13 protein-coding genes (1 of these 13 running past the window's edge) are annotated in these 13530 nt (G+C 39.0%); 8 read left to right on the forward strand and 5 right to left on the reverse strand.

What is annotated here, in order from left to right; translation table 11 throughout:
• The 3 genes in view from tsaB to tsaD are tightly spaced (at most 20 nt apart) and all read left to right on the forward strand, a layout consistent with a single transcriptional unit that may run on beyond the window.
• On the forward strand, window positions 1-361 hold the 3' portion of the coding sequence (gene tsaB / locus J1899_RS02095) for a tRNA (adenosine(37)-N6)-threonylcarbamoyltransferase complex dimerization subunit type 1 TsaB (RefSeq protein WP_214477195.1). The gene continues 344 nt to the left of window position 1, outside the view; the window shows 361 of its 705 coding nt (coding positions 345-705); the start codon falls outside the window, past its left edge; it ends in the stop codon at window positions 359-361.
• 20 nt (window positions 362-381) lie between these two features.
• On the forward strand, window positions 382-831 hold the full coding sequence (gene rimI / locus J1899_RS02100) for a ribosomal protein S18-alanine N-acetyltransferase (protein WP_066450609.1): 450 nt from the start codon (window positions 382-384) through the stop codon (window positions 829-831).
• Entirely contained in the window at window positions 828-1856 is a 1029-nt protein-coding gene (gene tsaD, locus J1899_RS02105; RefSeq protein WP_214477197.1) for a tRNA (adenosine(37)-N6)-threonylcarbamoyltransferase complex transferase subunit TsaD, read from the forward strand. Before rimI ends, tsaD begins: the two co-directional genes overlap by 4 nt.
• Window positions 1857-2102: 246 nt before the next feature.
• On the opposite strand, the gene J1899_RS02110 is transcribed toward tsaD, so the two are convergent.
• Entirely contained in the window at window positions 2103-4022 is a 1920-nt protein-coding gene (locus tag J1899_RS02110) for an ABC-F family ATP-binding cassette domain-containing protein (protein WP_214477199.1), read from the reverse strand.
• Window positions 4023-4187: 165 nt separating this feature from the next.
• On the opposite strand from J1899_RS02110, the gene moaC reads away from it, so the two are divergent.
• Window positions 4188-4673: a cyclic pyranopterin monophosphate synthase MoaC gene (moaC, locus tag J1899_RS02115; RefSeq protein WP_066450600.1), complete on the forward strand. Its 486-nt coding sequence runs from the start codon at window positions 4188-4190 to the stop codon at window positions 4671-4673.
• A gap of 24 nt (window positions 4674-4697) precedes the next feature.
• A complete protein-coding gene (locus J1899_RS02120; RefSeq protein WP_066450597.1) occupies window positions 4698-5342 on the forward strand; it encodes a redox-sensing transcriptional repressor Rex in 645 nt (214 codons plus the stop codon).
• A 57-nt stretch (window positions 5343-5399) separates the two neighbouring features.
• On the opposite strand, the gene J1899_RS02125 is transcribed toward J1899_RS02120, so the two are convergent.
• Together J1899_RS02125 and J1899_RS02130 are read right to left on the reverse strand one after the other, a co-directional pair.
• Complete coding sequence (locus tag J1899_RS02125) at window positions 5400-5606, reverse strand: YdiK family protein (protein WP_066450595.1); 207 nt, start codon at window positions 5604-5606, stop codon at window positions 5400-5402.
• Window positions 5603-6331, reverse strand: coding sequence for a CPBP family intramembrane glutamic endopeptidase (locus J1899_RS02130; RefSeq protein ID WP_214477202.1), 729 nt, complete (start codon window positions 6329-6331; stop codon window positions 5603-5605). The genes J1899_RS02125 and J1899_RS02130 overlap by 4 nt, the downstream gene beginning before the upstream one ends.
• A gap of 340 nt (window positions 6332-6671) precedes the next feature.
• On the opposite strand from J1899_RS02130, the gene groES reads away from it, so the two are divergent.
• Both groES and groL read left to right on the forward strand, forming a co-directional pair.
• Window positions 6672-6956, forward strand: a complete 285-nt coding sequence (gene groES / locus J1899_RS02135) for a co-chaperone GroES (RefSeq protein ID WP_066450589.1) — start codon at window positions 6672-6674, stop codon at window positions 6954-6956.
• A gap of 56 nt (window positions 6957-7012) precedes the next feature.
• Complete coding sequence (groL, locus tag J1899_RS02140) at window positions 7013-8644, forward strand: chaperonin GroEL (RefSeq protein ID WP_214477205.1); 1632 nt, start codon at window positions 7013-7015, stop codon at window positions 8642-8644.
• An 82-nt stretch (window positions 8645-8726) separates the two neighbouring features.
• Here the strand turns inward: groL and J1899_RS02145 are convergent, their stop codons facing one another.
• Window positions 8727-9938, reverse strand: a complete 1212-nt coding sequence (locus J1899_RS02145) for a tyrosine-type recombinase/integrase (protein WP_214477206.1) — start codon at window positions 9936-9938, stop codon at window positions 8727-8729.
• Between the two features lie 399 nt (window positions 9939-10337).
• On the opposite strand from J1899_RS02145, the gene J1899_RS02150 reads away from it, so the two are divergent.
• Window positions 10338-12095: a hypothetical protein gene (locus tag J1899_RS02150; protein WP_214477208.1), complete on the forward strand. Its 1758-nt coding sequence runs from the start codon at window positions 10338-10340 to the stop codon at window positions 12093-12095.
• 182 nt (window positions 12096-12277) lie between these two features.
• Here J1899_RS02150 and J1899_RS02155 read toward each other — a convergent pair whose 3' ends face one another.
• Window positions 12278-13516: a tyrosine-type recombinase/integrase gene (locus tag J1899_RS02155; protein WP_214477210.1), complete on the reverse strand. Its 1239-nt coding sequence runs from the start codon at window positions 13514-13516 to the stop codon at window positions 12278-12280.
• Window positions 13517-13530 lie beyond the last annotated feature (14 nt).

Below are 13530 nucleotides of genomic sequence, written 5' to 3' on the forward strand. Positions count from 1 at the left end.
TGATGCCAGAAGAGGACAAGTGTATACTGGCTTATATCGTTATGATAATGGAAAGTTAATGAATATTAGAGAAGATCAGCTGCTGCTATCGAAAAATTGGGCTGAGGAACTGACTCAGCAGCCAGAAAAGATTCTATTCCTAGGAAACGATGCATCTATTCACCGTCAGCAAATAGAGGAAATCATGGGTGAACAGGCAATCTTTAGTGGTATAACGGAAATGAATCCGCGTCCTGCTGAATTAGCATTGATAGGGAAAGATATGGAGCCTGAAGCTGTTCATACCTTTGTACCGAATTATATTCGCCTGGCAGAAGCAGAAACAAAATGGCTGGAAGAGAATAAGAAGCAGAAGCTTTGAATAAATGGGGAAGTGTCAAAATGAATAAGTCGTTAACATTTCGGTTTATGAAGGAAGAAGACATAGAGGATGTTTTACAGATTGAACAGGCCTCCTTTACAACCCCATGGACGCGAGAGGCTTTTTATCATGAAATGACTCAAAATCGTTTTGCGGTATATGTTGTACTCGAAGAAGATGGAAAGATCATTGGCTACTGCGGCTCCTGGGTGGTTGTGGATGAAGTGCATATCACCAATGTTGCCATTCATCCTGATTACCGCGGCCAAAAGCTTGGAGAGGCATTAATGAGAAACATGATTGAAGTGGCGATTGAACTTGGTGCCGTATCAATGACACTTGAAGTGCGTGTCTCCAACCATATTGCACAAGCACTTTACCGCAAACTTGGTTTCCAAGATGGAGGCATTCGCAAAAATTATTATACAGATCTTCAAGAAGATGCTTTAGTAATGTGGGTGAACTTATGAGTGAGCAAAATCAATGGATAATGGGAATTGAAACAAGCTGTGATGAAACAGCTGTAGCAATTGTGAAAAATGGAAAAGAGATCGTTTCGAATATCGTCTCTTCTCAAATAGAAAGTCATAAAAGATTTGGCGGCGTAGTTCCGGAAATTGCCTCCAGACATCATGTTGAACAAATGACAATTGTCATTGAAGAGGCGATGAAGGAAGCAGATATTACGTTCTCTGACTTAACAGCCATTGCTGTCACGGAAGGGCCTGGGCTGGTGGGTGCTCTGCTGGTAGGAGTTAATGCGGCAAAAGCTCTGGCATTTGCACATAATATTCCGCTTGTTGGTGTTCACCACATAGCAGGTCATATTTATGCGAACCGCTTATTGACAGAGATGAAGTTTCCACTGCTGTCACTAGTCGTTTCTGGAGGACATACAGAGCTTGTTTATATGAAAGAGCACGGTCATTTCGAAGTAATCGGTGAAACACGAGATGATGCTGCTGGTGAAGCCTATGATAAGGTAGCGAGAACATTGAATCTGCCTTACCCAGGCGGACCTCATATTGACAGGCTTGCACAATTAGGCGAGCCAACAATTCCGCTGCCGCGTGCATGGCTGGAAGAGGATTCATATGATTTTAGCTTTAGCGGTTTAAAATCAGCAGTTATCAACACTGTCCACAATGCAGAACAGCGGGGAGAAAAAATAGAACCGGAAGCATTAGCTGCCAGTTTTCAGCAAAGTGTGATTGATGTACTTGTCACAAAAGCAGCAAAGGCAGCAAAGGCCTATAAGGTTAACCAAGTTTTATTAGCTGGGGGAGTAGCTGCTAATAAAGGCCTGCGTGCAGCCTTACAGGAAACCTTTGAACCTCTTGAAGAGATTGATCTGGTCATCCCTCCTTTATCATTATGTACGGATAATGCAGCAATGATTGCAGCTGCTGGCAGTATTTATTATGATAAAGGGATAAGATCACAGTTAAATCTCAATGCTAATCCTGGTCTCGATATATCTATCCACAATTCTTAAACAGTAGGAAAAAGTCCCTGTTCATACAGGGGCTATTTTTTGTGGATAAATAAATTAATTTTCAGAAAAATATAGTGGATATGTGGATAAGTGAACAACTTTTTGTGGATATTGTGGAAAAGTGTGTGGAATACTTATTTTTCAAGGGTTGGTTTGTTAATAAATTTGTGGATAAAAAAAGAACCGAGATGACAATAGTCCCGGTTCTTTTTTAGAGAATATTAATGTCTAAAGGGGGTACGATAATTAATCTGCTAGCTCAGTCCATTCTTCAAGAAGGGTCTCAAGCTCAAGTTTTGCCAGATCATTATCTGTTGTTATCTTTAGTACCCTCTCATGGTCTTGATAAACCTCAGGATCACATAAAAGTTGATCGAATTCTTCTATTTTGAGCTCAAGCTGCTCGATTTGTTTTTCGATCTCTTCTATTCTTCTTTTTCGCTGCCGTTCCAGTTTCTTGGCTTCTTTATCTAATTGGTAATTATTTTTTTCAGTCGAAGATACAGATTCAGCAGCTGCAGAAACAGCATCAAACTTTTCAAGCTCTTCCTGCTCCTTCTTTTTATCCACATAATAATCGTAATCCCCGAGAAACTCCTCCGCACCCTCTTTTGACAGTTCAATTACTTTTGATGTAATGCGGTTAATGAAATAGCGGTCATGAGAGACAAATAAGATGGTACCGGGATAATCAATTAAAGCATTTTCCAGAATCTCTTTACTGTCTAGGTCCAGGTGATTGGTAGGCTCGTCCAGTATTAGAAAATTAGATTTTTGCAGCATTAATTTGGCTAAAGCAAGACGCGCTTTTTCGCCGCCGCTTAACGTAGACACGGTTTTTAATACATCATCTCCTGAAAAAAGAAAGTTACCTAAAACGGTTCGGACGTCTTTTTCCAGCATTTGCGGATAATCGTCCCAAAGTTCATTTAAAACACGCTTATTGGATGTAAGCTCTGCTTGCTGCTGATCATAATACCCAATCGTTACATTGGAACCGTGCAGGATCTTACCTTGTAAGGCTGGAAGGTTTTCAATAATCGTCTTCAGCAAAGTAGATTTCCCAATTCCATTGGGTCCCACTAAAGCGACACTGTCTCCTCTAGTAATCCGGAATGAAAGGTTTTCAGAAACTGCTTCACCTGCATAGCCAATAGCGAGATCCATAACCTGCAGCACATCATTGCCTGATTGCCTGTCAATTTGAAAGCCAAAAGATGCTGATTTCTCATCGCCAAGGGGACGATCCATTACATCCATTCGTTCTAATTGTTTACGGCGGCTCTGTGCTCTTTTAGTCGTAGAGGCACGTGCAAGGTTCCGCTGAATAAAGTCCTGTAGCTTTGAGATCTCTTCCTGCTGCTTTTCATACTGCTTCATATCACGTTCAAAATCTGCAGCTTTCTGATCTAAGTAGCGGCTGTAGTTTCCGGTAAACTTTTTGATCTGATGACGGGAGATTTCGTAAACCTGCGTAACAACCTTGTCAAGGAAGTACCGGTCATGCGAAACAATTAAAATAGCTCCTTCATAGCTCTGCAGGTAAAATTCGAGCCATGAAAGGGTCTCGATGTCCAAATGGTTTGTTGGCTCATCAAGAATGAGCAGATCAGGTTTTGTTAAGAGCAGCTTACCGAGTGCAAGCCGTGTTTTCTGTCCGCCACTTAAAGATGATATTTTCGCATCATATCCTATGGTGTGAAAGTTCAGGCCGTGTAAAATCGAGCGGATATCTGCTTCATACTGGTAGCCGCCATTCTCTTTAAAGCTGACCTGAAGGCGATCATACTCTTTTAAAATGCGATTATACATTTCTTCATTGCTCATTGCGTTAGGATCAGACATTTTCTCTTCCAATGAACGCAATTCTTTTTCTTGCTGCTGTAATGAAGCAAAAACAGTCAGCATTTCATCCCAAATTGTCAGTTCAGATTCAAGTCCTGTATTTTGCGCCAAATAGCCGATTTCTACTTCCTTTGGCTTCATGATTTCCCCGCTGTCATAAGAAATATGGCCAGCGATTATTTTTAATAAAGTCGATTTGCCTGCCCCGTTTCGTCCAACGAGCGCAATGCGGTCTCTTGTTTGCACTTCCATTTTTATATTCGTTAAAATTGGATCAGCACCAAAGCTTTTATTGAGCTGATTAACTTGTAATAGTATCATGATTTTCACCTCTGCAATATAAGACAAGTGTATCGTATTCCGCTTAGGTTCGGCAATAAACCGACGTTATTTGAAGAAATTTGCAAATAAATATGTGAATATCAATACAAACTATACACAAATGCACCTAAAATAGTGTATGATTCTGTTGTGAGGTGTTAGTATATGGGAGATTTAACGCATTTTAATGAAGAAGGCAGAGCTAAGATGGTTGATATTGGCGAAAAAGCCGAAACCGTTCGCACAGCTATTGCCCATTCAAGTATAAAAGTAAATGAGGTCATATACGACAAGATTACGTCTAACAGTATGAAAAAAGGAGACGTATTAGCCGTTGCACAAGTTGCCGGAATTATGGCAAGTAAAAAAACATCTGACATTATTCCAATGTGCCACCCAATCATGCTTACAAGTGTGGACATTTCTTTTGAATGGAAGCTGACAGATTCTGATCATATTCTGCAAATTACGGCTACTGCCAAAACAAAAGGAAGCACAGGTGTTGAAATGGAAGCGTTAACAGCTGCTTCAGCTTGTGCGCTGACTGTATATGATATGTGCAAGGCCGTCGATAAAGGGATGATCATAGGGGAAACCTACTTACTAGAAAAAACAGGCGGCAAAAATGGGGATTTTAAAAGAACGGAGTAGGACGGAGAATACGGAGGTACAATGATGTCAACAGAACAAACCAAAATTCCGCAGGCTACTGCAAAGCGATTACCGCTGTATTATCGATTTTTAAAAAATCTGCATGCATCAGGTAAGCTTCGGGTTTCGTCTGCGGAATTAAGTGATGCTGTAAAAGTTGATTCTGCCACGATCAGAAGGGATTTTTCTTACTTTGGAGCACTTGGAAAAAAAGGCTATGGCTACAATGTGAATTATCTGCTGTCCTTCTTTAGAAAAACGCTCGACCAAGATGAAGTAACAAAGGTTGGTTTAATTGGTGTTGGTAATCTGGGGACTGCTTTATTAAACTATAACTTCTTAAAAAACAACAATACAAAAATTGAAGTGGGCTTTGATGTTTCGCCCGATAAAGTTAATCAAAAAATTGGGGATGTATCCGTTTATCATATGGACGATCTTGAGAAGGTCATTGAAGAAAATGACATCCAAGTTGTGATCTTAACTGTACCTTCACAGCATGCCCAAACGATTACAGATAGAATTTCACAAAGCACAGTAAAAGGAATTTTAAACTTTACTCCTGCTAGATTAACTGTGCCTCCAGCAATCAGGGTTCACCATATCGACTTAGCCGTGGAATTGCAATCATTAATTTATTTCTTAAAACATTACCCGGCAGATATGTAGGAGATCCCTCTAGGAAAGCATGTCTTATTCAAAATAAAAATGAGCCCTAATAAAGGCTCATTTTTTGTTTTCAAGATTTTTAAGCTTAAAGTGGAAGCTGATCATTTTGAGGCCAGCTCCAATGTCAAAGGTAGCAATGATAATGAGAAGGTTTGTTATGAATCCCCACTCTCCGTTTTGCTGAAGACTTTGAATAGCGATGTAGACAAATAGTATTCCAAGGATCAAATAAATGATGCCTGAAAACAGAGGAGTTCTTCTCATAGTACCCCTCCAAAAAATGCGGCCACTTGTTCCATTTCCTCCAGCCATTTTTCGATTTCTTCCATATTAAGCTGCATGACGACTACAAGAGAATTCATGGCCACGTGAGCAAAGATCGGCACAAGGATCCGCTTTGTTTTTACATATAGAAAGGCAAACGTGAACCCCATCGCTGAATAGAGAAGCAGATGTTCAAATTCAGTATGTGCTGCCGCGAAGATGACAGAGCTAAGGAGCGCTGATATGAAAAAATTGAAGCGTTTATGCAGGCTGCCGAAAATAATCTTCCGGAAAATGATTTCCTCCAAAATCGGTCCAATAATCGACACAACAATGATAACAATTGAAGACGTTTCAATGATACTCATGATTTGCTGTGTGTTCTCTGACCCCATTTCAATGCCAATCATATATTCAATATTTGCAGCAACAGATTGTGCAATCAGTGCTAAAAACACCCCGCCAATGGCCCAGGCGATCGATTTTACAACGGATGATTGCTCAGATAAACTACGCTCCACTTTCATATCCTTTCGCAGCAGGAAAAGAATGATGATGAGCGCTAGCGAAAAGCTAATCACAAGCCAAGAAGACACGGCCGTCCCTTCATCCATTCGAGTGCCAGTTATAAGCTCACTTCCAAATACCATAAGCGGCAAGCCGACAATGGAGGAAAGCTGCATGGCAATATACACAATTAAAATAATCCAGTATTCTTTTTTCAAATGATGATCTCCCTTATGACATAGAATCAAGCAAATGCTCTTTTAACCATTTTACTCATAAAGAGGAGCTTCTTTCAAATAGAAGGATACCTTGAACAGCCTTTATGCATAAAAAGAATGGGAATGTATATAATGAAGAGGTTGCCAGAAATGGATCTCTCTGGACTCTGGCGCAGGCAATAATAGACTTCCTTTTTAAGACTAAAATTTTTTATGAAAAATACAGCATCATGCTTGCAAATAAAAGTCAGAACTATTAATATAATAAATGTGTTAGCACTCAAGTCGATAGAGTGCTAATAAATAAATCACTACATAATGATTGAGGAGGTTGTTTCACTTGTTAAAGCCACTAGGTGATCGAATTATTATCGAGCTTGTTGAAACTGAAGAAAAAACTGCAAGCGGTATCGTGCTTCCAGACTCTGCAAAGGAAAAGCCGCAGGAAGGCAAAGTCGTAGCGGTTGGTACTGGACGCGTGCTTGAAAATGGTGAGCGTGTTGCATTGGAAGTTGCTGATGGCGACCGCATTATCTTCTCAAAATATGCTGGAACTGAAGTTAAATACGAAGGCAAAGAATATTTAATTCTGCGTGAAAACGATATTCTTGCAGTAATCGGATAAATCAAAAATAGACTTAGACTTATATTACTTTAAAATCTTTGAGGAGGTTATTACAAATGGCAAAAGAGATTAAATTCAGTGAAGAAGCTCGCCGCTCTATGCTGCGCGGGGTTGATACACTTGCAGATGCAGTAAAAGTAACTCTTGGACCAAAAGGACGCAACGTGGTTCTTGAGAAAAAATTCGGTTCTCCGTTAATTACAAATGACGGTGTGACAATCGCGAAAGAAATCGAACTTGAAGATGCATTCGAAAACATGGGTGCAAAACTTGTTGCAGAAGTAGCAAGCAAAACAAATGATGTTGCTGGTGACGGTACTACAACTGCAACGGTTCTTGCTCAAGCAATGATCCGCGAAGGTCTTAAAAACGTAACAGCTGGTGCAAACCCAATGGGGATCCGCAAAGGAATGGAAAAAGCGGTTCTTACAGCTGTTGAAGAGTTAAAAGCTATTTCTAAGCCAATCGAAGGCAAAGAGTCCATTGCACAGGTTGCTGCAATCTCTGCTGCTGACGAAGAAGTTGGCCAATTAATCGCTGAAGCAATGGAGCGCGTTGGCAACGACGGCGTGATCACAATTGAAGAATCTAAAGGCTTCACAACTGAGCTTGATGTGGTTGAAGGTATGCAATTTGACCGCGGATATGCATCAGCATACATGGTAACTGACACAGATAAAATGGAAGCTGTTTTAGAAAATCCATATATCTTAATCACTGACAAGAAAATCTCCAGCATCCAAGAGGTTCTTCCTGTACTTGAGCAAGTTGTACAGCAAGGCAAGCCATTATTACTAGTTGCTGAAGATGTAGAAGGAGAAGCACTTTCTACTCTTGTGGTAAACAAACTTCGCGGCACATTCAACGCTGTTGCTGTTAAAGCTCCTGGCTTCGGTGATCGCCGTAAAGCAATGCTTGAAGATATCGCAATTCTTACTGGCGGTGAAGTGATCACTGAAGAGCTTGGCCGTGACCTGAAATCTGCTGGTATTGACGCACTAGGACGCGCTTCTAAAGTGGTTGTAACAAAAGAAAACACAACAATCGTGGAAGGTGCTGGAGACAGCGCGCAAATCCTTGGCCGCGTAAACCAAATCCGCACTCAAATGGACGAAACAACGTCTGAATTTGACCGCGAAAAATTACAAGAGCGCCTTGCTAAATTAGCTGGCGGTGTAGCAGTCGTGAAAGTCGGCGCTGCAACTGAAACTGAATTAAAAGAGCGCAAACTTCGCATCGAAGACGCCCTAAACTCTACGCGTGCAGCTGTAGAAGAAGGAATCGTTTCCGGTGGTGGTGTTGCCCTTCTAAACGTATACAACAAAGTGGCTCAGCTTCAAGCTGAAGGCGACGAAGCAACAGGCATCAACATCGTTCTTCGTGCAATGGAAGAACCAGTTCGCACAATCGCACACAACGCAGGTCTTGAAGGCTCTGTTATCGTTGACCGCTTAAAGCGCGAAGACGTAGGCACAGGCTTTAACGCAGCAACAGGCGCTTGGGTTAACATGATCGAAGCTGGTATCGTAGACCCAACGAAAGTTACTCGTTCTGCACTACAAAACGCAGCATCTGTTGCAGCTATGTTCTTAACAACTGAAGCTGTAGTTGCTGACAAGCCAGAAGAAAACGCTGGCGGCGGAATGCCTGATATGGGCGGCATGGGTGGAATGGGCGGCATGATGTAATAACGCCCTCAAACCCTTGATATGAATGGGTTTTTGAGTAAGGTGAGAGTGAATTGCTAACATTTTGCTAACATAGAGGATATTAACGGAGGTTTCTCATGAGTTCACTGAACTTTTGGGAAGCTTCTTTTTTCATTTCTTGAGTAACATGAAGATATACATTTTTTGTGATTTGGTCATCGGTATGACCGAGGCGATCCATAATTTGTTCCAGTGACACACGAGCTTCGGCAAGAAGTGATGTATGAGTGTGTCTTAAAGAGTGCGGTGTCAAATCTTCGTTTAGGCCAGCTATTCTAAGGAGCCTTTTCATTCGATCTCGAACATTCTTAATCACAATTGGATACCCATACTGTCGTTGCATTTTGGCAAAGATAAAATCTTGATTATAGTAGGCGTCCCCTAATCGCTTGATTACCTCTTCTTGAACCTTTTTATGTTCCTTTAGCGCCTCGATGACATCCTCATCCACAATGATTTTCCTTCTGGATTTTCTCGTTTTTGGAGTCCCAAGTTGATATTTCAGAGCATTATTGCTTGGGTTGTAACACGTTTTTGTGATGCTGATGGTGTGATTCACAAAATCAATATCCTTCCACTTGAGCGCAATTAACTCTCCGGCTCGAATACCAGAATAGGAAAGAATAAGAAATACTAAGTAATCGTGTTCCAAGCCATTTTCCTTAGCAGTTTTCAAAAATAAAGCAAGTTCTTCTTTTTCCAAGTATTTTGGAAGTTCCTCTTCCTCCAGCTGTTCAAGGGTCTTCTTATCTTTTTTAAGATAAGCAAATTCCGTTGGGTCTTTTTTGATGAGTTCGAATTCCAACGCTTTTCGGAAAATCATCCTGCCAGTCCGATGAATCCCTTCTCTTGTACTGTCAGAATATCCCCTGTCCTTTAAATCATTTAAGCATTCTTGATATCGTTTAGGGGTAATATCCTTCAACTTTAACTGACCGAAGTAGGGAAGTAACTTCCCGATTTCATGAAGACGTACTCGAATGGTGCCGGGTTTTACGTCTTTAGATTCACTGTAGATAGGAAGCCACTCGTTTGCGAAATCACAAAAGGTCTGACAGGATTCCTCGATATAATTCCCCTGTTCAAGTTCATGAATCAAAGCTGCAGCGGCTACTTCGGCCTCCTTCTTGGTTGGAAAACCGCTTTTGGACTTTTGTTTTCGTTTGCCGGTTTCAGGGTCAATTCCGATATCTAAGACAAAAGCCCATTTGGAGCCACACGAGCAATTTTTCTTCTTGCACTTACAGCTCCGTCTGTAGAAATGTCCTTTCATTTCATTGAATAACCTCGCTTTCCCTGTTTTTTGTTTACAAATTTCAATTATGCCCGATTAGAAACTGAATAATTCGCGATGGTGATAAACAGAATGAAAGTAATGCCCTTTTAATTAATGGATAGAAAAGAGCGATAAGGGATTTGTGAAAGTTACGGAGGAAAAGTACGTTATTTGTGAAATCTGGCTACATAAAATAAAACTTAAAGAATTGAACTGTTTGTCTTGATAATTTTTTTGGGGAACTATTGGACAGTGTTTATTGTTGAACTAGGTTGGTTCAATAAGTGTTGTTAGAGATGTTTCTATTACTATAAATAATTGAGACACTACCTTATTTAACTCCGTAAGCAATGATAAAATATAAATAACAAACTATAACGGAAAGGGAAGAATGAAATGAGTGGAAGCGCGGGAATTCGTGGCTATTATTATCAAGTGTTAGCTGGACTATTGGATAGCGTAGAAAATGATTTATGGGAGAGTATTAGGATTGAACCATCAACTAAAGAAGACAAAGTAGATATCGAATGGGTATTTAAAAACTCTATTCGTGCCGTTCAAGTAAAATCCAGCATTAATAATTTTGAAAGAGGTAGTGTGATAAATTGGGTGCATTCATTGGTAAAAGATGCCCAATCTGCTTACGAAATGTTTAATGTGCCTATTACTTATACGCTTTTTTTAATTGGAACTACTGATCGTAATGCTGATAAATGGATATCCGATTTACATGGTGGTCGTTTAGATATTGAGAGTGATGACAAGTTAAAGGAAATTAAAAGAGAGCTGCCTAATGTACAAGTGAAAAAGCAAAATTTTGATTTCGAACCATTGCAAGCACTCTCATATATTCGTATGCAAGAATACTTGTTACGTATTGGCAAAGAGGCAAAACTTGAAAATATTAAGACACTTTGTAATGTAATAGTCAGTGAACTTTTTACATTTTCACTTCAAGGAAGACAGATGCCCAAGATTTTATTTTCAAAATTGATCGAAAAACATATTGATAGTGGAGAGTATGGAATAACGCCTATCATTAATCAATCTCCTAAACTATCTCTGGCCTTTTATGAAAAGGCGAAGGTGGTAGAAAGTGACCAAATGATGGGTATTCACCTACAAAATACACCATTGCTTAATAAACATCGTACAGATGCAATGAAATTATTGGAAAAGGCAAAAGCGATAAAGCTATCGCCGGCATCACCTGTCGAAACAGTTATGGTTGAAACTGATAAACCAACAACTCATGCTGCTTCATTGAATACCAGTTCTGAAAAAAAACAAAAAGGATTGTTGAAATTAAATAAAGAAAATGGTGATATTGCTCACTTTAAAGGAATCCCTCCTATCAATGGGTATATTAAGGTGCAGTTTTCAGAAAAAGACATTGCAGAATTAAAAGATTTAAGCAAAAGTATTCTTGGGATAGAATTGAATAATGCTGATTTTTACTTCGGTGGACTTGAAAAAAGAACTTTTGATACTGTGGTTATGTTTGGACCGCCAAGAAATATTCCAAGGGGAAAAGAAGACGAAAAAGAAAAATACTATGCTATAGAAAATGCATATGGCCATCTATTAAGCTATCAACTTTTACATGAGTATGCTGATTACTTAAACACATGCTATCCTCTTCCCCTTATCATAAAAAATACAGGAGAAATAGCGGACAATGAAATCCAAGTGACATTAAAATTCCCAAAAACAGCGCATGTTGTTACACCAGTAAAGATGGAAGCACCTCTTGAACTATTTATTGAGGAATTTATCCATGAAGACTCTTCATTTAATAATCTTTTGATCCCTACAAGAGATCACGAAGTAAAAGAATATGAAGGAACATCGCTTCGGATGCCAGTTCTAAAAAAGTTACGTCTACCGTTTGAAAATGTTGATTACACGCCAGAAGATTTTGTTAAGCATTTAGAATCACTTTTTGCTTATGATTATTTCCGAGAAGGTGACCAAGACATTGTACAGTACGAATTTAATTCATTAAACCCGTCTCATAAAATGGCATTTCCAACATTCTTACTCGTTCAAACAGATACAGATATGAATATTGAATATAAGATTACTTCAAAGCATCTAAGTAAACCGATAGAGGGGATTTTAAAGTGGTTTCATCCGGACAAAACCAAGGTATGATTTGGTTTGCGAAAACTGAATTGGATTTAGGAATCTGAATCAATTCGTTTTGTTTTTTTCTTTTAGCTATGTTAACTCCTTTACAGAATTTATTCTTAAACTAGCCGCCCTTTACATAATAAGTAAATGCTATGCATTTGGATTCTATGTACCTTGAAAGCAACAATTGCTTTCAAGTTTTTTTATTTTCGATAGCTGCGAATTAAATCGCTATATTTGTTAGAGGCATTTCTTCTTCGATGTTTTGTTACATGAAGATAAATCCTTCTAGTTGTCGAATCGTCTTGATGTCCTAACCGATCCATAATCTCATCGATCTCCACTTCAGCCTGTGCAAGCAGCGAAGTGTGGGTATGTCGTAAGCAGTGTGGAGTAAATTGAGAATTTAACTCACTAAATTTCAATAGCCTTGCCATTCTATTACGCACAAATTTCATTAATACAGGATAACCGGGATGGAGATTAAAGTTTGCAAAAATGAATCCCTTATTGCAGTAACTATCACCTAGATGTGAAATCATCTCTTCTTGTTCTTCCTTATGTTTCTCAAGCATTTCTATGATTTCAGTATCAACAGTGATGACACGCTTTGATTTTATTGTTTTTGGACGAAGTAATAGATATTTTTTTGAATTACTTTTTGGATTGTAATAGGTTTTGTTAATACTGATTGTATGCTTATCAAAGTCTATGTCCTTCCACTTTAGCGCAATCAATTCTCCTAATCGCATACCCGTATAAGATAATATATAGAAAATTAGAGTATCCATATATAAACCTTTTTCGTGTGCAATATCTAGAAAGTGTAAAAGTTCTTCCACTTCAAGAAATTTTGGAAGATCTTGAGAATTTTCATCATCTTCGTTGATGATATTGTCATTATCCCTTGTTATATAAGCATTTATCGTTGGATTATCATTAAGCAACTTCTTATCATTAGCTTTTCCGAAAAGAAGTCTACCGGTGACATGTATGGTTTCAAGCGTACTTATTCCAAGACCTTTTCCGTTCCTTTTCCCTTTTACTTTTAAATCTTTTAATACATCCTGATACATTTCTTCTGTAATACTTTTTAGTTTAATATCTTTGAAGTAAGGTAGGAATTTATTGATTCCGTATTTTCTAATTCGAACAGTACCGGGTTTTGGATTGGTTGCTTCAATGTAATTTGTAAGCCATACGTCAGTGTATTCCTTGAAAAGCATATCGGTTTCGATATGAAATTTCCCTTGTTTAATTTTCTCGATTAATGATGCTGCTGCGGCTTCAGCTTCTTCCCTAGTGTCAAAGTTATCTCTCCAAATCTGCTTTCTTTTCCCTAATTTCAGGTATTTTCCTACATCAATAACAAAGGTCCACTTGTTATCACAAGTGCATTCTTCGCCACAAGTGCAACCTCTTTTGAAATAACTACCTTTCATAGTGACTAACCTCT

Source organism: Cytobacillus gottheilii, from assembly GCF_018582665.1.
In the GTDB taxonomy this organism is placed as follows: Bacteria; Bacillota; Bacilli; order Bacillales; family Cytobacillaceae; genus Cytobacillus; species Cytobacillus gottheilii.

Bases quoted from the DNA above. Each gene is read 5' to 3' on its own strand.
- tsaD (WP_214477197.1), top strand. From the start codon at position 828: ATGAGTGAGCAAAATCAATGGATAATGGGAATTGAAACAAGCTGTGAT.
- J1899_RS02155 (WP_214477210.1), bottom strand. From the start codon at position 13,516: ATGAAAGGTAGTTATTTCAAAAGAGGTTGCACTTGTGGCGAAGAATGC.
- moaC (WP_066450600.1), top strand. From the start codon at position 4,188: ATGGGAGATTTAACGCATTTTAATGAAGAAGGCAGAGCTAAGATGGTT.
- J1899_RS02150 (WP_214477208.1), top strand. From the start codon at position 10,338: ATGAGTGGAAGCGCGGGAATTCGTGGCTATTATTATCAAGTGTTAGCT.
- groL (WP_214477205.1), top strand. From the start codon at position 7,013: ATGGCAAAAGAGATTAAATTCAGTGAAGAAGCTCGCCGCTCTATGCTG.
- J1899_RS02145 (WP_214477206.1), bottom strand. From the start codon at position 9,938: ATGAAAGGACATTTCTACAGACGGAGCTGTAAGTGCAAGAAGAAAAAT.
- J1899_RS02120 (WP_066450597.1), top strand. From the start codon at position 4,698: ATGTCAACAGAACAAACCAAAATTCCGCAGGCTACTGCAAAGCGATTA.
- J1899_RS02125 (WP_066450595.1), bottom strand. From the start codon at position 5,606: ATGAGAAGAACTCCTCTGTTTTCAGGCATCATTTATTTGATCCTTGGA.
- rimI (WP_066450609.1), top strand. From the start codon at position 382: ATGAATAAGTCGTTAACATTTCGGTTTATGAAGGAAGAAGACATAGAG.
- J1899_RS02110 (WP_214477199.1), bottom strand. From the start codon at position 4,022: ATGATACTATTACAAGTTAATCAGCTCAATAAAAGCTTTGGTGCTGAT.